The 20,581-nt window shown below is 53.6% G+C and carries 23 protein-coding genes and 1 pseudogene; 6 read left to right on the top strand and 18 right to left on the bottom strand.

Going from position 1 to position 20,581, the window contains the following annotated elements; translation table 11 throughout:
• Positions 1 to 7: 7 nt before the first annotated feature.
• Complete coding sequence (locus tag KW829_RS00520) at positions 8 to 577, bottom strand: hypothetical protein (protein WP_010431214.1); 570 nt, start codon at positions 575 to 577, stop codon at positions 8 to 10.
• Between the two features lie 15 nt (positions 578 to 592).
• Entirely contained in the window at positions 593 to 1,558 is a 966-nt protein-coding gene (locus KW829_RS00515; RefSeq protein ID WP_010431212.1) for a hypothetical protein, read from the bottom strand.
• A gap of 475 nt (positions 1,559 to 2,033) precedes the next feature.
• On the opposite strand from KW829_RS00515, the pseudogene KW829_RS00510 reads away from it, so the two are divergent.
• From KW829_RS00510 to KW829_RS00500, 3 genes and pseudogenes are all read left to right on the top strand, one after another.
• Positions 2,034 to 2,243 (top strand): annotated as a pseudogene (locus KW829_RS00510) (hypothetical protein); the annotation flags it as partial.
• Positions 2,244 to 2,471: 228 nt separating this feature from the next.
• Entirely contained in the window at positions 2,472 to 2,852 is a 381-nt protein-coding gene (locus KW829_RS00505) for a VOC family protein (protein ID WP_010431183.1), read from the top strand.
• Between the two features lie 132 nt (positions 2,853 to 2,984).
• The gene (locus tag KW829_RS00500) at positions 2,985 to 3,347 is read left to right on the top strand and encodes a DUF4406 domain-containing protein (RefSeq protein WP_010431180.1); all 363 of its coding nucleotides are present in this window, start codon (positions 2,985 to 2,987) and stop codon (positions 3,345 to 3,347) included.
• An 11-nt stretch (positions 3,348 to 3,358) separates the two neighbouring features.
• On the opposite strand, the gene KW829_RS00495 is transcribed toward KW829_RS00500, so the two are convergent.
• Together KW829_RS00495 and KW829_RS00490 are read right to left on the bottom strand one after the other, a co-directional pair.
• Positions 3,359 to 4,651 (bottom strand): glycoside hydrolase family 28 protein, encoded by a 1,293-nt coding sequence (locus KW829_RS00495; protein WP_218307378.1) that lies wholly within the window; start codon positions 4,649 to 4,651, stop codon positions 3,359 to 3,361.
• Positions 4,652 to 4,751: 100 nt separating this feature from the next.
• Positions 4,752 to 5,525 carry a DeoR/GlpR family DNA-binding transcription regulator gene (locus KW829_RS00490; RefSeq protein ID WP_218307377.1) on the bottom strand — a complete coding sequence of 258 codons (774 nt, stop codon included), beginning with the start codon at positions 5,523 to 5,525 and terminating at the stop codon, positions 4,752 to 4,754.
• An 86-nt stretch (positions 5,526 to 5,611) separates the two neighbouring features.
• Between KW829_RS00490 and KW829_RS00485 the strand changes: the two genes are divergently transcribed.
• Together KW829_RS00485 and tam are read left to right on the top strand one after the other, a co-directional pair.
• On the top strand, positions 5,612 to 6,196 hold the full coding sequence (locus KW829_RS00485; RefSeq protein WP_218307376.1) for an NUDIX domain-containing protein: 585 nt from the start codon (positions 5,612 to 5,614) through the stop codon (positions 6,194 to 6,196).
• 83 nt (positions 6,197 to 6,279) lie between these two features.
• Entirely contained in the window at positions 6,280 to 7,038 is a 759-nt protein-coding gene (gene tam / locus KW829_RS00480) for a trans-aconitate 2-methyltransferase (RefSeq protein WP_182946931.1), read from the top strand.
• A gap of 8 nt (positions 7,039 to 7,046) precedes the next feature.
• Here tam and KW829_RS00475 read toward each other — a convergent pair whose 3' ends face one another.
• The 7 genes from KW829_RS00475 to KW829_RS00445 form a co-directional block, all read right to left on the bottom strand.
• On the bottom strand, positions 7,047 to 8,237 hold the full coding sequence (locus KW829_RS00475; RefSeq protein WP_218307375.1) for a cytochrome c biogenesis protein/redoxin: 1,191 nt from the start codon (positions 8,235 to 8,237) through the stop codon (positions 7,047 to 7,049).
• Between the two features lie 137 nt (positions 8,238 to 8,374).
• A complete protein-coding gene (locus tag KW829_RS00470) occupies positions 8,375 to 9,670 on the bottom strand; it encodes a HAMP domain-containing sensor histidine kinase (protein ID WP_218307374.1) in 1,296 nt (431 codons plus the stop codon).
• Positions 9,667 to 10,407, bottom strand: coding sequence for a response regulator (locus KW829_RS00465; RefSeq protein WP_042718094.1), 741 nt, complete (start codon positions 10,405 to 10,407; stop codon positions 9,667 to 9,669). Before KW829_RS00465 ends, KW829_RS00470 begins: the two co-directional genes overlap by 4 nt.
• A 44-nt stretch (positions 10,408 to 10,451) precedes the next feature.
• A complete protein-coding gene (locus tag KW829_RS00460) occupies positions 10,452 to 11,447 on the bottom strand; it encodes an alpha/beta fold hydrolase (RefSeq protein ID WP_042718096.1) in 996 nt (331 codons plus the stop codon).
• Between the two features lie 145 nt (positions 11,448 to 11,592).
• Positions 11,593 to 12,033 carry a GNAT family N-acetyltransferase gene (locus KW829_RS00455; protein WP_042718097.1) on the bottom strand — a complete coding sequence of 147 codons (441 nt, stop codon included), beginning with the start codon at positions 12,031 to 12,033 and terminating at the stop codon, positions 11,593 to 11,595.
• A 12-nt stretch (positions 12,034 to 12,045) separates the two neighbouring features.
• Positions 12,046 to 12,516, bottom strand: a complete 471-nt coding sequence (locus KW829_RS00450; protein ID WP_089598493.1) for a GNAT family N-acetyltransferase — start codon at positions 12,514 to 12,516, stop codon at positions 12,046 to 12,048.
• Between the two features lie 8 nt (positions 12,517 to 12,524).
• Complete coding sequence (locus KW829_RS00445) at positions 12,525 to 13,112, bottom strand: hypothetical protein (RefSeq protein WP_218307373.1); 588 nt, start codon at positions 13,110 to 13,112, stop codon at positions 12,525 to 12,527.
• Between the two features lie 101 nt (positions 13,113 to 13,213).
• Here KW829_RS00445 and KW829_RS00440 point away from each other — a divergent pair, with 101 nt between their 5' ends.
• Positions 13,214 to 13,762 (top strand): GNAT family N-acetyltransferase, encoded by a 549-nt coding sequence (locus KW829_RS00440; protein ID WP_218307372.1) that lies wholly within the window; start codon positions 13,214 to 13,216, stop codon positions 13,760 to 13,762.
• On the opposite strand, the gene KW829_RS00435 is transcribed toward KW829_RS00440, so the two are convergent.
• The 7 genes from KW829_RS00435 to glsB all read right to left on the bottom strand — a co-directional run bounded on the left by KW829_RS00435 (position 13,750) and on the right by glsB (position 20,535).
• Positions 13,750 to 14,664 carry a bestrophin family protein gene (locus KW829_RS00435; RefSeq protein WP_010431145.1) on the bottom strand — a complete coding sequence of 305 codons (915 nt, stop codon included), beginning with the start codon at positions 14,662 to 14,664 and terminating at the stop codon, positions 13,750 to 13,752. The genes KW829_RS00440 and KW829_RS00435 overlap by 13 nt on opposite strands.
• 199 nt (positions 14,665 to 14,863) lie before the next feature.
• Positions 14,864 to 16,315 carry a tagaturonate reductase gene (locus KW829_RS00430; RefSeq protein WP_218307371.1) on the bottom strand — a complete coding sequence of 484 codons (1,452 nt, stop codon included), beginning with the start codon at positions 16,313 to 16,315 and terminating at the stop codon, positions 14,864 to 14,866.
• A 116-nt stretch (positions 16,316 to 16,431) separates the two neighbouring features.
• Entirely contained in the window at positions 16,432 to 16,959 is a 528-nt protein-coding gene (locus KW829_RS00425; protein ID WP_218307370.1) for a GNAT family N-acetyltransferase, read from the bottom strand.
• A gap of 77 nt (positions 16,960 to 17,036) precedes the next feature.
• Entirely contained in the window at positions 17,037 to 18,002 is a 966-nt protein-coding gene (locus KW829_RS00420; protein ID WP_089598487.1) for a sensor domain-containing diguanylate cyclase, read from the bottom strand.
• A 53-nt stretch (positions 18,003 to 18,055) separates the two neighbouring features.
• Positions 18,056 to 19,048, bottom strand: coding sequence for a sensor domain-containing diguanylate cyclase (locus KW829_RS00415; protein ID WP_218307369.1), 993 nt, complete (start codon positions 19,046 to 19,048; stop codon positions 18,056 to 18,058).
• Positions 19,049 to 19,252: 204 nt separating this feature from the next.
• The gene (locus KW829_RS00410) at positions 19,253 to 19,609 is read right to left on the bottom strand and encodes a DUF4186 domain-containing protein (protein WP_089598485.1); all 357 of its coding nucleotides are present in this window, start codon (positions 19,607 to 19,609) and stop codon (positions 19,253 to 19,255) included.
• Complete coding sequence (gene glsB, locus KW829_RS00405) at positions 19,609 to 20,535, bottom strand: glutaminase B (protein WP_148400686.1); 927 nt, start codon at positions 20,533 to 20,535, stop codon at positions 19,609 to 19,611. The genes KW829_RS00410 and glsB overlap by 1 nt, the downstream gene beginning before the upstream one ends.
• Positions 20,536 to 20,581: the final 46 nt, after the last annotated feature.

Here is a 20,581-nt window from a genome sequence, read left to right as displayed (position 1 = left end):
TTAATGCTTAGCGCGTCTGGCTGATAAGCTTGCGCCAGGCTCTGTTATGCAGAGTAAATAGCAGCATCTTATAGAAAGCGGTAGAGAGGATGCAGCTGCCGCTCAGCCCCAGCATGACAATACTCACCAGCGCCGCGGTCAGGCTGACGCCCGGAGCAGCGCTACCGCTCAGCGCGGCCAGCAGGTAGGCTGCGGTTAATATCAAGCTTATCACCGCCAGCGTAAGATGTAACCGCACGGCGCGCATGCTGCCTTTGCCAATCATAAACATCGTCACGCCGTTAATGCCGGCGAACAGCAGGGCGACCAGCACAACCCACACGAATACGCGTTCGGCCGGCTGGCCGAGTGCGGCGAGTACGCCATACCCCAGCCACAGCTGCGGAATGGCGAAACTGACAATCACCCCGAGCGTACTGACCGCCGCGGGAATACCCATGGTATGCAGTCCCACAGGCTTACCCATTTCGTCGGCCAGCTGCGTCTTCAACTGCTGCAGCTGCGTCGGGGCGGCATGGTTTATGCTGGCGGCAGCCTCGTTACAGCGTTGCAGGCGACGGGTTAAAACTTTAAACATTTGAATACTCAGCGTTTAGTTAGGTAAAAATGACTGCAGCACACCTACCACATAGCGTCCTGACTGGACGGTATTTTGTGGGTTGCGGATAGTCCCAGTGAGTGAACTCCCCACAAAGGCTGATGCGTTATTGACCGCACTCATCAGCTCGCGCTGCAGTGATTTTTGTAACGATTCGCTGGGGAAACGTTTCGGATAAACACCTGCGCGGATCGCGGCCTTTACCCCGGCACTGGAAATGCCTGGATTCTGCGCTTTGATGATCTCTTCCGTGATGCGCTTACGCTCGGCACGGCTCAGGCTCTGGAACCAGGCGGTAACTTTACTCGAAGATGCCGCTTTCATCAGCTTGTACGTTTCTAAAGTACCTCTTAGCGCGGTTCCTGCCGCAGCAAGCGAAATGACATCCAGAACTGTCGTGGTGGCGACGTACCAGTCCTGGCTGTCGAGCCAGGCAACATCGGAGCCATGGTCGTTATGGATAGCCAGCAGGCGGCCCGCGCCAATCATGCATTGTGCTCCGGTTGCCAGCGTACCGGACAGGCTGATCGCCGCAATCACACCGGACCCGCCAGCGGTAAAAGGCACTGCCGCACCGGCACCAAACGCCATGACAAGCGTAACAATCATTGCGCCACAGGCGAAACCGGTCGAGGTGATTTCCGTCGCAAGTGACGGAGTGGTTAGCGTTGCTACAACAGCTTTTTCTGCACTGGTTTCTTTAGCATCAGGAATTTTACTGATTACCACATGGCTGACGGTGCTCTGATTCACATCAGCAATGCGTCGAGAGGGACGTACCAGCCAGCGTTGCTTGCCATCATCAAAAATGATGCCGACATTGTAAAAATTTCGCGTGCAGTCGAGCTGCGCGGCCAGCTTTTTAAAATCGATATCAGCACCAGCCTGTAGGCCAAGGCTGCGCGAGAGATCATAAGAGGGAAGGGTGCTGTCAGGCGACTGCTGACCGGGTAAGTTCATCGAGGAAGCTCCTTCATTCCGTGAGGACTATTAATTAGCAGGGTAATTTATTGAAGAAATTTATGTTTCGAACAGGGATAGGTTGATAATAGCAGTGATAACTCGGTGATCAAATGATATTGCTCGAGTAAAATGTAAACGATACCAAGGAGTATTAAAGGTTATCGGCAGACTTTCTCAGCCCAGTAATATCCCTCCTTGCACATCCCTGTTTGGTCTGCGCGCGTTAAGCCATTATTATTTTGATAAAACCGATTATTACTTTGATAAAAACGAGCGCTGCTCGGGAATCATTCTCAGGCAGCGCCGCTTGTGATGGACGCTTTTCACTCAACGGCGCGGTTTTTACGCGTGCACAATCACAAAAACAAACCCTGGTGCTCACCTCGTTGATCTCTGGCACAAATCTTGGATTTGTACGTAGCGATGGGCTTTTCCCGTGGCTACTTACAGAATTGATAATAAGGGGAGCATTATGTGTGCTTTGCGTTCAGCGTCGCCAGGGCGCGTGGATGGGTTGGCGAAAGTCAAAGGAACCGTCCTATATGGCGATGATATTACACTGCCGGATATGCTCTATGGCGTTTGTCGCTATGCGCATATTCCCGCAGGCAAAATCGACGAGCTGGATCTCAGCGGCGCGTTGGGGGTAGACGGCGTGGTGAGGATTGCCACCTGGCAGGAAGGAGGAAAGACCCCAACAGATTATACGTGGCTTATCGTCTCAAATATCTCATTTAACATAATATACATTATGCGCACTAAAATGGATTAAGGCAAAATCCAGCATTTCATGGTCCTCCTTGTCCTCGTCAACGAACGTGCTCAAACCCACATTACCAGGCATCCAATCCACCATAATCACGCTCCGCTTCTATACTCCATATTTCACCGCTACTTACTGGGGGCTCAAATGTTTGACCATGTTAAATTCGGCGTAAGTGATTATGAAAAAAGTAAAACCTTCTTCCTCGAAGCCTTGCAGCCGCTTGGCGTAAACATTATCGATGAAGGCACTCCAGACTACGGCGTAGAAATGAGTTCCGGTGATGTTTCACTTTGCCTGTATCAGACACATGATAAGCCAGCACCATTGCATATCGCCTTTGTAGCCACAACGCGTCAGCAAGTTGATGACTTTTACAATGCCGCGCTTCGTACGGGCGCGCAAGATAATGGCGCGCCGGGATTACGCTCCTACGGCAAAAATTATTATGCCGCGTTTGTCATTGCGCCCGATGGTCATAATATCGAGGCGGTTTGTCATGCACCTGAAAGCGACTTATTGGACTGATACTACCGCTACTTCGGTGACCAGTATGCATGATTCCACTTGATCTTGCATGATAATGCCTGTTATGTTTAATCTCACTGCAAAACAGCAATTATCGTGCAATAACATGCATAATCACTCACAGAGGTAGATATGACTCAACAGCTGATTTTAATCGCCGGACCCTATCGTAGCGGCACGGATGGTATTCAGGAACGTATCGATGCCAATCTGGCAAGATTAGAAAACGCAGCGCTTGCGGTGTACGAACGTGGGCACATCCCGGTCATTGGTGAATGGCTCGCCCTGCCGCTGGCGAAGGCCGCAGGGTCAACCTCGTTGCATGATGAAATCAGTGAAGCGATGCTGTATCCCGTTGCCCATCGCCTCATTGGTAAATGCGACGCGATTTATCGCATCGAAGGTGCATCAAAAGGCGCAGATATGGATATTGAGGTCGCGCGCAAGCGTGGTCTTCAGGTCTACACCAGCTTAGAGAGCATTCCTCAGGCCTGACGGAATCCCCATCAGCGTTCGTAGCTATCATTTATGTCCTGCGTGAGTTCATTCGCGGTGACCAGGACATTATTGAAGCGCAACCCCTCAACACCCGATATTTTCCCAAACTCGGTGGCATCGACGGAAATATTGTCGAGCGTTAACCCGCATACAGGACGGTCCGGATAGCCTTCGATAAAAAACGCACGAGAGAATAAGTTGCTGTCTGAACGGCGCGCAGTGATATTGCTAAGCGTCAGGTGGCTCACTTCCGTCAAACCCGCCTCTCCTTCTAGCCCGTCAGCCAGTTTGCGCCAGTGCTCAGGCTTATCCTGCAGGTTGCCGCTATCACCGTAGCTGTATTGAGGGAACCAGTTCAGTTGGATAAGTACGGGGAAACGCACATTCTGAAGCAGCAAATTCCGCACCGTGATATGGCGGATAAACCCGCCGCGATTGCGGGCTGACTTAATGCGAAACCCAACCCCCGTGCCGTTGAAACGGTTGTTTTCGATCAGTACGTGCTCGATCCCACCAGAGGTTTCACTGCCCAGGGTGATGCCTGATCCCTTGTTCAACACGCATTCCCGAATAACAATGTCCCTGGCCGTACGGGCTTTTTGCGCAGCCTCGCGCCCGCGGCCCGCCTTAATGCAGATATTGTCGTCATTGCAGGAAACCGTACAGCGCTCAATTCGAACCTGTTCGCAAGAATCAATGTCAATTCCATCGGTGCTTGGCCCCGCTGAATTAATGATACTCAGGTTCTCGACTGCCACACCTCGGGAATAACAAAGGTGAACATTCCAGAAACCGGACTCGCAGCTGGTGAAATCCTTGAGCAGGATATTCTTGCTTTCATACACCAGAACATTGCGTGGCCGCTGGCAATCATAGTCCACTACCCAGCGTAAACCGTTGGCGCTGTAGTCCCCAACCATGCCGCCGTGTTCATCATCTCCCCAGAATCGCTGCCACCAGATCCGCCCTTGCCCGTCGAGGGTACCCGTTCCGGTGAGGCTTACGTTCTGCGCGTTAATCACGTTGATCATGCCTGCTGGCCAACGCATATCAATGCCGGCAACCCGAGTGTCGATTAAGGGGTAATCGTCCAGGTGCTGGCTGCCTAAAAGCACCGCACCTTGCGCCAGATGCAGCGTGATATCACTTTTAAGAAAAATGGCACCGGTAAGATAACGGCCTGCAGGGATCACCACGCTGTCGCCAGGCTTCGCTTTCGCAATAGCCTGTTGGATAGCCGTCGTTGAAATACGTCCAGCACGCGGATCTGCCCCGAACGTTAAAATTGAAATGTCTGCCATGGAATCCCTTATACTGTTGAAAATCAGCAGTATAAGAACTCAATTAATCAATAACCTTTACCCCAGGGACAGCCTGACCAAAAAGCTGGCAGAAAAACGGTTATTCATGTGTCCGATCAGCGGTTTTAACGATCGTTACGCCCTTCTCTGTTATCGCATTTATCCAGGCCCGATCCGTGCCATCTTCCACAACCATCGTATTCGCCAGCGACACATCGCCGATCGCAAATGACGAGGCGGTATTAATCTTTTCAGGCGAAGCCAGCACAATGGTCTCCGCGGCTTTGCCGGAAAATGCACGTTTGATGCACGCCTCCTCGAAATCGCCGGTTGTCAGCCCTGCATCCGGGTGAATGCCCGTTACCCCCATAAAGAACAGATCCGCATGTATGTTCCCAATGCCTTCGATAGCTGCCGCACCCACGGTGACAATCGAGTGCTTGTACAGACGTCCGCCGATCAGGATAACGTCAATCAAAGGATGCTCGACCAGACCCAGCGCAATACTCGGGCTATGCGTGACGACGGTAATCTGCAGGTCTGGGGGCAAAAACGTGATTAACTCAGCGGTGGTCGTGCCACCGTCGATAATCACCACTTGTCCTGCCGAAATGAGTTGAGCGCCCTTTCGGGCAACGTTTTTCTTCGCATCCATTTTCACGGTTTTACGCTCGGCAAAGGGTACTACCGCCGACGATGCCGGCAGCGCACCGCCGTGCACGCGCTGCAAACGCCCTTCTGCCGCCAGCTCGCGGAGATCGCGCCGGATGGTGTCTTCAGATACTGAAAAATGGACACTGAGTGCTGTCGACTGTACCTGACCTTCCGCTTCGAGTTTTTCCAGAATCAATTGTTTTCGCTGACTAGTGAGCATCGGACTTTCCTGATATTGCATGTTTTATCTTGAGGGTGCACGATAGTGCTGTTTATGATCTTAACTCTACGTAAGGAGAGCCGAACGTGCAATCAAAACGCGCAGATATCCGCATTATCGAGAGCGAAACCCTATCTGATAACTGGTACATACTGAAAAAATTTACCTTTGATAAACGACGCCGCGACGGCGAGTGGCAGCACCAAAGCCGAGAAGTGTACGACCGGGGCAACGGAGCCACCATACTGCTCTACAATCGAGACAAAAAAACGATCATCCTCACCCGCCAGTTCCGCTTTCCGGTCTTTATCAACGGTCATGAAGGCGATCTGATAGAGGCCGCTGCCGGGCTGCTCGACAATATGGATCCTGAAAGCCGTATCAAAGCGGAAGCCGAGGAAGAGACCGGGTTTACGGTGTCGCGCGTAGAGAAAATTTTCGAAGCCTATATGAGCCCTGGCTCGGTAACGGAAAAACTCTATTTCTACCTGGCGGAATATCACCCTCAGGATCAAACCGGCAAAGGTGGCGGAATCAAATCAGAGGGGGAAGATATCGACGTGCTTGAAGTGACGCTGGACGAGGCGCTCCGCGGCATCGAGACCGGCCAAATTGTTGACGGCAAAACCATCATGCTGATTTACCACGTCGCCCTGAAAGGGATCCTATAAACATCGCGTTGTCAGATACCTGCCGCTGTGCGGGTATTTGTCTGTGCTATTCTTCCTTAATCCCGTGAAATGGAGCTGCGAACATGGCCGACTGGAATCCTTCTCTCTACCTGCAATACAGCGCGGAACGCACACGCCCTGCCGCCGAGCTTCTGGCGCGTGTTCCTTTGGATGCGGTGTCCACCGTCGTTGATTTGGGGTGTGGTCCGGGCAACAGTACCGCATTGCTGAAGCAGCGCTGGCCGTCGGCACACATAACAGGGGTGGATAACTCTCCCGCCATGCTGGAAGAAGCGCGCAGCGCGCTGCCTGAATGCCACTTTGTTGAGGCAGACATTCGCCAGTTCACACCTCACCAGCCGCTGGATGTGATTTACGCCAACGCCTCTTTGCAGTGGATCCCGGACCATTACGATCTGCTGCCGCACCTGGTTTCGCTGCTTCGTCTGAATGGCGTGCTGGCGATTCAAATGCCCGACAACTGGCTTGAACCTACGCATGTTTCAATGCGCGAAGTGGCTTACGAACAAGGCTATCCCGACCGTGGCCGTGAGCCGCTGCCCGGCGTGCATGCCTACTATGATATTTTGACGGAGGCTGGATGCGAGGTGGATATCTGGCGGACAACCTATTTCCACAAGATGAGCTCGCACCAGGCCATTATTGACTGGGTCAGCGCCACGGGATTGCGTCCGTGGCTGCAGGATCTCAACGAAAGCGAGCGAAAAGCCTATCTGAAGCGTTATCAGGCGTTGCTGGAAGAGCAGTATCCGCTCCAGGAGAATGGGCAGATACTGCTGGCGTTTCCACGGCTTTTCATCGTCGCTCAGCGTCAACCCTAAGGTGGCGTTCAGGAGCGGGCTTCTTTCAGAAGCTGTTGAATGACCTGCTCCTGTTTGTCGTAGTTACCCTCACCGAATGAGGTATAGCGTAGCTGTCCTTTGGCATCAAAGAAGTAATGCGCGGGCCAGTACTGGTTTCCAAATCTGTTCCAGATTTGATACTGATTATCCGCCACCACCCGGTACGGGAGCTGCCATTTATTGACCGCATTTTTTACGGACGAAAGCGGTTTTTCCCATGGATATTCTGGCGTGTGAACGCCAATCACCACGAGTCCCTGAGACTGGTATTTGTTGGCCCAGTCCCGGACGTGGGGAAGCGTATGCTGGCAGTTAATGCAGTCCCAGGTCCAGAAATCGATCAGAACCACCTTCCCTCGCAGTGACTCAGACGTGACAGGGTCACCATTAAGCCATCCGGTGCCGCCGCTCAATGACGGTAACTCACTGCTCGGCGCACTGTCCACCACCGGCTGCAATTTCACGGTTGAGGTCGACGGTTTTGCCAGGTTTAACAGTGAGTTTTCGAGCCGATCGGCGATGCCATTTGCCCCTTTTAAGGCCGACGTCATCCCGGTGACGTTAAATGCCACCGCGGCCAACATCACTGCACCTGCCGCCTGACGCAGTCGTCCCATGAGCGCCGATTTCGCCCTTAACGGCTGAATCAACTTACGGCCTCCGGCAACAAGCAATCCCAGCATCAGCGCACATCCGCTTCCGTAGGCGATGAGCAGCGTGCCGGTGGTAAGGGGCGAGTGACCCGCGATATTGAGGCTGAAGATCGCGCCAAGAATGGGGCCCGCGCAGGGAGACCAGAGCAGCCCGACCGCGAGCCCGGCCAGAAATGCGGCAGACACTCCACGCGTTTGTCCGCTTCGGGTATTCAGCGCATTGCCGACATGGACCGCGGGTGTGGCAATACGCTGAGCAAACTGCGGGAAAATCAGCGCAAGGGCTGCGGTGGCCAAAATCATGAGTGCGATCCAGCGCCCTACCAGCGTGGCTTGCACGATCCACTCGCTGGCAGCCGTAACGGCCAGGGCCACCAGGGTGAACATCACAACCATGCCCGCGAGAAGCGCCGCGACGTGTCGCCGCTGCCCCTGAAAGCCAGCAAACAGCAGCGGAATAACGGGGAGCGTACAGGGGCTCAGCAGGCTAATCATCCCGCCTAAAAAAGCGATAATCAGAAACATAACGACCTCACATAACAGATTGGCTGCGTAGCTGCAGTGAGGTTATTTCAACGTACTGATGTGTTCAGATGATGTGTAAATCTGCGCGATTTGTCTGCCACCGTATCCGTACGGAACGCAGATACAAAACCGTACAATCAACGGCGCGGCAGCGCGACGGAAACCTCCAGTCCCCCTTCGGTGCGATTCGCCAGGTGAAGTTTCCCGTCCAGCTGCGCGGTGAGCTGCGCCGCGATGGCAAGGCCAAGCCCGGTTCCTCCCGTATCGCGGTTACGGGACGTTTCAATACGATAAAAAGGCTGTAATACCGCATCAAGTTCGGCATCAGGAATTCCCGGCCCGCCGTCTTTGATATGGATAACAACCTGTTCTGCCTGAGGCTCAATTTCAATCTCGGCGTAATCACCGAATTTAAGCGCATTGTCCAACAAATTGGTCATTACCCGCCGCAGCGCCTGGGGGCGAGTGACGATGGGCAGCCTTTCGTCGCTTGCCTGAAACTGCACGTTCTTACCGACATCCTGATAATCACTGGCAAGGGTATTTATCCAGGCGTTTAACTCCATCTTCACCGTGGCTTCTTCAAGAATTTCTGATGACCGGGCATAGGCAATACCCTCCCGAACCAAACGCGTCATGTTGTCGAGGTCGTTAAGCAGCTTGTCACGCAGTACAGGTTGTTCGGCCATTTCAACGCGCAGCTTCATACGGGTTATCGGGGTCTGCAAATCGTGTGAAATGGACGCCAGGATCTGCCCGCGCTCGCGGAGGTAAGCCTGAATGCGGGACTGCATGGCGTTAAAGGCATGCGCGGCGCGCTGCACTTCGATCGGCCCCTGCTCGGACATGGCGGCATGTGACGACGGGTCCAGGGAGTCGACCGCGCGAGTAAACTGCGAGAATGGCCGCACCACCTGACGCACGGCAACCCACGAACAGGCGGCCAAAAGCAGCAGTTGTAAGATCAGCACCACGGGTAGCCAGCTGGCGACCGGCGGCATGCGGGGGATGAGATCAATCGTAAGCGGCGCACCATCGCTTAAGGTGATATGCGCCTGAATGTGCGACACCGGCCCGGCAACGGCAGTAAAATAAAGGGGGTAGTCTGCAGAAAGCGTCTCTTTGAGGGTGCGTACAGCATCTTGCGACCGCTTGTCCTGCGGGGCCGCACCCGGTTCGCCCGGCCCAAGAATATAGCGGTAATTTCCCCGGTCAAGCCGCGCCAGCCAGGCCGGACGTTCATTCGCCGGAAGGCGGTCAAGAATGGCGACGCTGGTAGCAACATCATATTCCAGGTTACCCAACATCACCGTGCGGGCGCTGCGCATGCGCTCCACCATAACCAGCGTCAGGCTGAGCGCATTAGCCAGTAGCAGCCCAACCAGCACAATAATCAGCAGCCGGGTCAGCAGCGAGCGCGGCCAGAGAGTCATTCGTTAACCTCTTTAATGGTCACCGGCATGGTGAAAACGTAGCCTTCACTACGAACGGTTTTAATGTAGGCCGGCGTTCGCGCATCTTCATTCAGACGCTGGCGGACGCGGCTCACCAACAGATCGATCGAACGTTCAAACAGTTCGGCATCTCGCCCCTGAGTCAGGTTCAGCAGCTGGTCGCGCGTCAAAACGCGTTGGGGATGGTCAAGGAAAACGCGCAGCAGTCGATATTCCGCACCGCTAAGTGCCACGATCGTGCCTTCCGGGTCGATAAGATGACGAGCAACGGTGTCGAGCTGCCAGTCGCCAAACTCAACCAACCGCCCTGCTTCGGTGACCTGCAAATTGGGCGGCATCGTGCGAAAACGACGCATAATGGCTTTGATGCGTGCCAGAAGCTCGCGGGCAACAAAGGGTTTAACCACGTAATCGTCGGCGCCCATTTCCAGCCCCAGGATCCGGTCCGTCTCCTCGTTGCGGGCCGTCAGCATCAGTATCGGCAAATCTTTATGCTTGCTGCTGCGCAGCTGTCGACACAGTGTCAGACCGTCTTCGCCCGGCATCATCACATCCAGCACAACCAAGTCGACGTGCTGTTTATTAAGCGCCGCATGCATCTCTTTACCGTTCGCCGCGCCGGAGGCGTGATAGCCGGATTTAATGAGATAAGCGACAATCAGTTCACGAATATCCCTGTCGTCATCGACGACAAGGATATGATCAATATGCTCCACCGCAAGCTCCAGAATGAAGGGTAACGGATTGAAAATAGCACATTTTAAAGCGCGTCAGCGTCGACGACCGCTTTAACGAAATCCTGCGGATCTTCCTGGGGAGGATTGTGCCCGACGGTGGCACCAAAGGTTCGGTGCTCATATTTTCCGGTAAATTTGCTGGCATAGGCCGCGGGTGCAGGATGCGGCGCGCCGTTATTACCGCCCTCAATGGTGATCGTAGGCACGGTGATGTTCGGCAGCGTTGCCAACTTCTGCTCGTAGCGGTCGTATTTATGCTCCCCTTTCTCCAGGCCTAAACGCCAGCGGTAATTGCTGAGCGTTACGGCAACGTGGTCTGGGTTATCAAGCGATTTGGCGCTGGCGTTAAAGGTGGCCTCGCTAAATTTCCAGTCCGGCGAAGCCTGGGTCCAGATCAGACGCGCGAAATCATGGGTATTTTTAGCATAGCCTTCCGCGCCGCGTTCGGTTGCGAAGTAGAACTGATACCACCACTGAACCTCAGCTTTCGGCGGCAAGGGCTGTTTGCCTAAGGCCTGGCTACCGATCAGATAACCGCTCACCGAGACCAGCGATTTAACGCGCTCTGGCCATAAAGCGGCGACGATATCCGCCGTGCGGGCCCCCCAGTCGTAACCCGCGAAAACGGCCTGCTTAATGTTCAGCGCGTCCATCAGGTTAACAACGTCTTTCGCCATTGCGGAAGGCTGACCGTTACGCGGTGTTTTATCCGAGATAAACCGCGTGGTACCGTATCCGCGCAGTGAAGGCACGATAACGCGATAGCCTTTTGCCGCGAGTGCGGGCGCCACTTCCGCATAGCTATGAATATCGTAGGGCCAGCCGTGTAACAAAATCACCGGCTGGCCGGTTTTCGGTCCGATGTCGACATAGCCGACGTTGAGATCGCCTGCGTTAATCTGCTGGGGGTGATCAAATGCCGAGGCGAAGTCGTTGCCCGTGGCTTCTGCCTGGCAGGACATGACGGTGCCAAGAGAAACGGTCAATGCAAGAGTCGAGTAAGCGAGTTTGCTAAACATGTTGATATCTCCGGTTGTGTACATTTCACGGGGATATAACAACATGTCACTGTATAGCGGATATGTGCGAAAGCGGGTTTATTGCAAGCCTGTGTATGTATCCGGGACGCTGATACAGTGTGATACAAACACAGGCGATTTGACGTTAAAGGGTTATGCGGTATCGGACGTAATCGTCAGCCTCACCATATTTATCATAGAGTTTACGCGCCGGGTTGCTCTCCCGGGTGACCCAATACAGTTTTGACCACCCTTCGCGCTGGCCTTCCGCAATCAAAGCATCTATCAGCGCCTTTCCTGCTCCCGCCCCGCGCTCTGCAGCATTCACAAACAGATCTTCCAGGTAGCAGATGGGTGCTGTCGACCAGGTGCCTTCATGCAGAATACACATCGCGAAACCGATAACCTGTTCATCCTTCTCTACGACCCGGCAAAATAGGGGTGAGTTATCTGAGAGCGCCCTTTCCCACGTCGATGCGGTAACAGATTCATCGAGGTAGCAATCATAAAAATGGGTATAGCCATCCCACAGCGGTCGCCACTGGGAATAGTCATCTGCGCGCAACGATCTTACCGTGACAGCCATGAGTTCCTCACATTACAACGTGATTGCCATTTCAAAACAGCGTAAATCAGCACCCGCCATACGCGAGTGATGATGCTTTTCGCCCAGCGTGACAAAACCGAGCTTATGATAAAACGACCGGGCGTTTGGCGTGGAATCGAGCAGCAAACGCGTAATTCCACGGCTGCGGGCTTCGTCGAACAGTGCCTCGACGATCCGCGTCGCCATTCCTTTACCTGATGCTGAAGGTAAGGTGAATATCGCCTCCAGGCTATGCGTATCAAGATCGAGATAACCCGTCGCCGCGATGTCACCCTTTTCATCTTCCACTACATAAAAAGGGTAATCTATGACCATTTTTCGATAGTGTTCGGGCATAAGGTCGGGCGTCCAGCGCGCAATCACATCCGCGTCGTAACTGGTTTTACAGCCGTGACGAATCGCCTGATTGCGAATATCCCAGAGTATTTCGGCTTCCTGCGGTTTAGCTTTTCGTAACGTCATACCTCCCCTTAACGGCTTTTTAACCGGATTTCACGTGCCAGTCTGGCAAGACGCTGAGTGCGACAATAGAGGGTAAACAGCACAAAACCTCTGCTATTCATCACCACCCGGCAAAGTAACAGGGCGAAGCATGCGATGACAATTGGCCAAAGGCTTCCGCCATGAGAAAACAGGAGATGTAGCGCCTGAACGAGGGTCATGACCAGTAGGATGATGAACAATGCCATAACGCCCAGCAAACCTGACGTCACCCCTCGGGCAAGAAGCACGCTACTAACAATGAGCGTGACAAGGATTATCAATGATGGTACGAAAAAACTCAGTGCATGATGTGAAGGCGACAAACCCCGCAACGTGTGGAGAAAAGGCAGAAGATTTAACGCAAATGCCACTATAAACAGAGGTAACAGCGCCGCTATCGGGTAAGGGTTTTGACGCGGAAGCTCGTCGAGAGGACGAGAAAAATACCGTTCCAGCTCGGGAGTGGAGTGATTCAAAAGACGGGTATCACGACGAGCAATAGCTTCCTCAATCTCTTTGCCATGCTGCAGGAGCTCCTGGAATACACGTCCGGTTAAAAAACTCAGAAATCTCATCAGAATACCGCCAGCGAAAAGCACAACTCATCAGAATGTGATAATGATGAAAATACCAGAACGCAAACAAAAGCATAACGCTTAAATATGGAGAACCGCGGATGACGATACCGACGCTTACGACAGAACGCCTGCTACTGAGACCGCTGGTTGCTGAGGATGCTGTCCAGATTCAAGAGCTGTATCCGCGCTGGGAAATCGTACGCTATATGGTTTCTTCGGTGCCCTGGCCCTACCCAGAAAACGGTGCGGAAAGCTATGTCAACAACGTGGCGCTGCCGGATATGGAAAAAGGGATTGCCTGGTTCTGGAGTATCCGGCGTCGTGAAGCGCCGGATCGGCTCATGGGAATTATCTGCCTCTACGATGTCGAGGATAACAACCGCGGGTTCTGGCTGGCGCCGGAGTTTCAGGGGAAAGGGTTTATGCGCGAAGCCAGCATTGCCGCGACGGATTATTGGTTTAACACGCTCAACAAACCCGTTCTACGCGCCCCGAAGGCTGCCGCCAATAGCCGCTCCCGACGTATTTCAGACAGCAGCGGCATGCGGTTAATCAGAACAGAAAAGAAAGCCTACGTCAGCGGAATGCTGGATTCCGAGTTATGGGAGATCACCCGTGACGAGTGGAATGCCCGTCAGGTCAGCTGATAGTGTTTATCCGGGAACAACCTTTCCGGAATGTTCTCTTCATCGTTCATCTGCAGCAGATCGCGTTCCATCATGTTGCAGATGGCGTCCAGCGGCAGATCGTTATCTTCGGTGCCAAACGGATCTTCGAGCTCTTCCGCCAGCGTATCCAGCGAGATAAAGGTATAGGAAATCAACGCGGAGACGAACGGCGTCATGTAGTGCAGATCCACAACCAGTGCAAACGGCAGCATGATGCAGAACAGATACACCGTGCGATGCAAAATCAGGGTGTACGCAAACGGCACCGGTGTTGTCGCAATGCGCTCGCAGCCGGACAGGACAATCGACATATCGTTCAGACGGTTATTAAGACTGTGGAACAGAATATCTGACAGCTGCCCGTTACGACGCCGTACGGCAAGCCACTCCCCCATGATCAGTAAAATACGGTTCGCCGGAGAGTTGGCGTCCATCACTTTACGCAAATCCTCTGCCGCCAGATAAGGTGAAAGCTGTTCTGCGTTTGTTTCCCGGCGCAGCGTCATGCGTAAACAGTTGGCAAAGGCAATTTGCAGGCGCACAAACTCACCCAGATGTTTATCGTCTGGTAAGGTGTTTTTTACCTCGCGAAACAGCGAGCGCGCCGCTATCATCAGTTGCCCCCAGAGCTGGCGAGCCTCAACGTAGCGCGAATAACAAGCGTTGTTTCTGAAACCGAGAAAGATCGCGATCGCCACGCCAAGAATGCTAAACGGTGCGACGGTAAATTTGATGCCAAGCGAGGTATACCACGGCAGCATCAGGATGACGGCGATGGAAAGCAGGAAGTTGAGCAACAAGCGGGTGTAGATTTTCGGCAGAACCGAACCGTGCCAGACAAATATCAGTTGTAGCCAGTGCTGTTTAGGACGAACAATCATAGTCAGTGTCAGAAAGGAAAAGAGCGAGGCTATTAAACGTGATCCCCCTCACGGTTGCAAGCATGTTAATGGAACATTGCATTTTCTCCACTGGCTAGCCTAAACCGCACGGAGTTGAAGTCATTTTTAAAAACATAATAAATAGTATGTTGTAACTAAATAGGATCGTAAAAAAACCCGACCGAAGCCGGGTAACCGTTTAGCAAAGTGGTTTTACCGCTTCACGCATCCCCTGATGAAGGATGGCATCAAGATCTAACGTAACTTGTTCAACCAATCCCTTCACCTCCGTCAAATCCTGCTCCCAGTGATTGCTTTCACTCAGCACCGCTTCCACCAGTGAACGGGTATCGATCTGCTTATCGTGGTGCAGTGCCCAGAGTTGCTGATAGCGGGTCAACCAGTGCGCATCATCCTGTACCGGATAGCGTTCGCCATGACGTTCACCCCGGTAAAACGCAATCAACGCGGCCAGCGCAAACGTCAGACGCGCGGGTAATTGACCCGTCGCCTCCTGCCCCGCCAGCAGCTGCGGCAGGATACGCGTGCGGTATTTGGTCATCCCGTTCAGGGCAATAGACAGCAGCTGATGCTTGATGTAAGGGTTACGGAAACGGCCCGTCACCGCACTGGCGAACGACTCCAGCTCTTCGCGCGGCAAATCCAACACAGGAATAATTTCCTCGTAAATCGCTTTTTCGACGAACGCACAAATCTCAGCATCGTTCATCGCTTCACCAACCGTATCCAGACCAGCCTGGAAGGCTACCGGTACCAGCGCGGTGTGCGCCCCGTTCAGGATAGCCACTTTGCGCTCTTTGTACGGCTTAATGTCATCAACGATGAGCACGTTCAGCGGGAATTTATCCAGACGCAGCTCGGCGGCAAGTGATTTTGGCCCCTGAATCACGAACAGATAGAAATGTTCAGCGGTATCGATAAATCCATCGCGATAGCCAAGCTGAGCTTCCAGCGATGCCACTTCGTCACGCGGATAACCGGTAACGATACGGTCAACCAGCGTAGAGCAGAAGCTATTGGCGTTATTCAGCCACTGGGTAAACGCCTGCGGCAACGCCCACTCCCGCGCATAGCGCAGCACCAGTTCGCGGAGTGCTTCACCGTTGTAGTCGATAAGCTCGCACGGAATGATAATCCAGCCTTTGTCCGCTGCGCCGTTAAAGTGGCTAAAGCGCTCAAACAGCAGTCGCGTCAGTTTCGCCGGATAGCTTACCGCCGGGGCATCGTCGAATTTGTCAGCGGCGTGATAGCTGATACCGGCTTCCGTGGTGTTCGAAAAGACAAAACGCATATCGGGATTGTGGGCCAGCGTCAAAAACTCATCATATTGATCGTAGACGCTGATTTCACGGTTAACGGAGCGGATAAGACGCGCATCGCTTACCGCCTCCCCCTTCTCATTCAGACCCCGAATGATGGTGGTGTACAAACCATCCTGGGTGCTGAGCGATGGCGGGAAATCGCTCTGGATCGGGCGAACAATCACCACACCGGCATTAAGATCGGTATGCTCGTTTAACAGGTCGATTTGCCAGTCAACGAACGCACGTAAGAAGTTACCTTCGCCAAACTGAATGATACGTTCAGGGTAGAGAGCACCGGGGAAATCACGTCGGTTGAGTGTGTTCACATTGGGGTCCTTTTCGATTAGTCATACAGCCTGATAAGATTGGTGTAATAACTTATCAAACCTTTCAGACCAGAACCCCTGTTTGGATCAACTCATCAGGCAATTGTGAAAAATAATCATAAGAATTTATAGAAAATGGATGTTGCGGTCATCGCGCCATCAGGCATCAAGGCATAGCGCGGGATCTCTCCCACTTTTTGCCAGCCCGCCCGCTGGTAAAAGCTCTCCGCGCCGCTACCGGTGGAGGTATCCAGTACCAGAACCGATAGCCCTTTTTCGCGCGCCATCACCTCAAGGGTCTCCATCAGCGCCATTGCCGCCCCTTTACGGCGGGCCTTTTCGTGAACCAGCAGTTTTGCGACATCCGCGCGGTGCGGCTGATTTTCCGGCTGATCGGTGATGAGCTGTACCGTTCCAATAATGCCGTCCTGCTCATCAACGCACGCCAGTACGGTACGCTCATGACGGCCAACGCTTTCAGCAATCCCGCGCCAGAACGTGCGCGCTTTGTCGTGACTAAAAGGCAGCATAAAGCTAACGGATGCGCCGCCGTTAACACAGTTTTCGAGGATATCGGCCAGCGCGTCGATGTGGGACAGAATGTCGTCCCGGGAGAGGGTTTTAATATGCAGTGGAGAGTTCATGTTTTGTCCTTTTAATGAATCTCTCCAGATTGCTATTAACATTTCCGTAACGCAATAACCTAATACATAGGATTTCGTTATCTCTCAGTATGTCTCTGCTGTTTCATGGAATACATTTTCCGATCGGCATTTTTAAGCCACTGCTGAATATCGTTGCTGTTATGGTCGAACTCACTCAAGCCCCAGGAGAAATGCAGCGACCAGGGGTGCAGTTGACGCGCGTTATAGCTCTCTACCTGTTCGATCAAATACTGCATGGCGATCCAGGCGCCCTGCTCATCCGTATCTGCAAACAGCACCGCGAATTCGTCACCCCCAAAGCGAACCAGCAGATCGGCCTCGCGGAAAGAGGCCTTCATGAGGGAAGCCATCGCTTGCAATGCCTTGTCGCCCTCCTCGTGGCCATAACGATCGTTGATCTCTTTAAAACGATCGAGATCCAGCCATCCCAGGGTTAGCGGCTCCGCCCGACGTCTGGCGACAGAGAGGGTGAAACGAACAAACTGGTTAAAGCCGCGGCGATTGTATAAACCGGTGAGTTCGTCGGTGGTTGCCGCGCTGACTGCGGCAAATTCATCTTCCGCCAGCGCGCCCAGGTCCCCGAGTACGGCGAGATCCGCCGCGGAAAATTCACGTGGCGCGAAATCGATTAGGCACAGCGACCCAACGCTCGCCCCGTCACGCAAGCGCAGCGGAAAACCCGCGTAGAAGCGAACCCTTGGGTCGCCTGCCACCAGCGGATTATCGGCAAAACGGTCGTCCTGAAGCATATCACTCACCACCAGCGGCGCTTCGCTGAGGATCGTGTGACCACAAAAAGAGATATTGCGCGGAACGGTGTCAGGCGCCTGTCCGTCGGCGGATTTCACAATAAGTGAATGTTCATCAATGAGATTGACCATCGCCAGCGGCACCTGGAAAAAACGTTTAGCCAGACGCGTCAGCCGGTCAAATGCCACGGAATTGTCGATTTCAAGAAGGCCAGACTCGCGCAGCGAGTTCAGGCGTTCTGTTTCATTAGCGGGGGTTACAGGTGCTTTCATAACGTCTCCTGACGCTTTGCGTTATTAAAAGCGTAGCTTAAACAGAGACATTGTCAGTGTGCGAATATTCTGTTCTTGCCTTCACGCTTGGCATGGTAAAGAGCACTATCGGCGGCCTGCAGCCAGTCGGCCACGCTGCTTGTGTCTCGCGTTGCGCAGGCGATACCGATACTGAGGGTGCAATGCACGGCCTCTTGCGCCACATCCTTCATTACTGCCGCCGCGTCCATAATGCGGGTAGCCACAATCTGGGCCTCATCCACGCTGGTATCCGGAAGCAAAATGACAAATTCATCGCCCCCCAGACGCGCTGGGGTATCTGTCGGGCGCGTGGCCAGATGCAGGATCTTCGATACCGTTGCCAGCATCGCGTCGCCCACCTTATGGCCAAAGCGGTCATTTACATCTTTAAAGTTGTCGATATCGATAAACATCAAAGCAGATTCACGGCACGTCTGACGAAGTTTATTCAGTTCATGATCGATACGTTTTTCCAGCAGACGACGGTTAGCGATATCCAGCAGCGGATCCATCATGGCGATCCGCTCCAGCTCTCGGCTTTTTATCCGTAAGCGCTGCGCAATACTGTCAGTCAGCATGCTCATGGCCAGCATGTAGATAGCGATCAGCGGCAAGGTGGCAAACATTGTCCGCTGGGAAACAAACCCGTCTACCTCCATCCCCTGCGTCAGCCAGGTCACCAGGAATACGCCCAGCATCAGAGCGGCGGCCTTTTTCAGCAGCGTAATACCGCCTGCAGAAAGCCTGTCTGAAAGCAAAATGGTCGCAATCACGACCGACGTAAGCGGATTAACCGCCATCATCGCGATCCAAAAGCCCCCGGCGCCTGCATCCAGCACCAGGTGCTGATGCTCGGTCGACAGGGGCGTCGGTGAATGACGCGCCCGCAGCCAGGCCACCGTTGGCCAAATAAAGGCATTCGCCCCTAGCAGGATCATCAGCCAGACCGAGCGATGGTGTTCAATCAATACGGACAGGACAGGAATAAAACAGAGAAATGTGCCGAGTAAACGCATGAGATACATACGTTTGACAAACCGACGACCAGGTAAGCGAGGCTTGGGACTAAGTTTGTCAGTGGCATTCATACTAAGATTTTTCCGATATGTTTCTTGCGGTATCTTATTGAGCTTAAAAATACCTAGCAAGCAATTTATCTTTTAATCATATATATCAAGGCCGCTTTCTCACTGCATGGGGATGAACAACAGGATAATTCTACGTCTGCGTCATGCATTCATTTGTATGACCAGCCAGTGATGAATCACGGTGACGATATAGTGCTGCTGCTGCGCCGTAAGCTCGACATCCGGCGGAATGCTGTGCCATTTTGCCAGGCAGCCACGACAGCACGTGGCAGTGGCGTGCTGAGCAATAAACACCGGATGTCCACGCATTGGCGTTTGCTTACCGTCATTCGCGGGATGAGCCGGGGCAAGGCGCTGAGCAACAAAATCCGCCGCATGGCGATCGATGGTCTCAGCCCCTTTTTCCCAACAGTATTGCCGCTCTTTCGGCCCCAGTCGAAAGCGCGACCGAAACGTCGAACGCGACAGGCGCGCAAATAACGGATCCAGGTTCGACATCAGTAAACCGAGCGCCCCAACCGTTGGGTCAGTCGTTCCAGTGCCGCCACACCTGCCAGTGAATTTCCCGTTTCATCGAGTTCCGGACTCCAGACGGCAATCGCCATCTCATGGGGAACGATGGCCACGACCCCGCCGCCCACGCCGGATTTTGCCGGTAAGCCGACACGCCAGGCGAACTCACCGGCATTCTGGTACATCCCGCTGGTTGCCATCAGGGCGTTCACCTGACGGGCCTGCATCGGCGATACCACCTCCTGATCGAGATGCGGTGCATGCCCCTGATGCGCGAGGAACAGGAACGTTTGCGCGAGTTCAACACAGTTCATTTCAAGCGCACAGTAATGGAAGTAGTTTTGCAGAACCGTCGCCACATCGTTGTGGAAATTGCCAAAGGATTTCATCAGCCAGGCTATCGCCGCATTGCGCGCCGAGTGCTCAAACTCCGAGCGCGCGACCACCGGATCGTAGGCAATGCTCTGCACGCCAGAAAGCTGGCGCACGATTTCGAGCATTCGCTGGCGAGGCGCGCTGAGGCGGCTTTGCAGCATATCGCACACCACCAGCGCCCCGGCATTGATAAAAGGATTACGCGGTTTACCCTGTTCCATTTCAAGCTGCAGCAGCGAGTTAAACGGCTGGCCGGAGGGATCTTTACCCACACGTTGCCAGAGCTCGTCTTCTTCATACTGACGCATTGCCGCCACCAGGCTCAGCACCTTTGAGATGGACTGAATCGAGAATCGCTCGGTCGCATCACCGGCCTGGAAACGCTGTCCGTCTACCGTGCATATGGCGATACCCAGCTTATTACCGCTGACCGAGGCCAGAGCCGGAATATAGTCGGCAACCTTCCCCTTTCCGATTAACGGTCGGACCTGCGCCAGAATTTCGTCCAGCATCTCATTATGGATAACCGCAGCCACACTTTGCTCCTTGCCCTCAGGCTAAAACGGGCTGCGAGTATAACAG

The organism is Enterobacter sp. ENT02 (assembly GCF_019219165.1).
GTDB classification, from domain to species: domain Bacteria; phylum Pseudomonadota; class Gammaproteobacteria; order Enterobacterales; family Enterobacteriaceae; genus Enterobacter; species Enterobacter mori.
The sequence above is the reverse complement of the archived record's forward strand: the minus strand, read 5'-3'. Positions and strand labels throughout refer to the sequence as shown.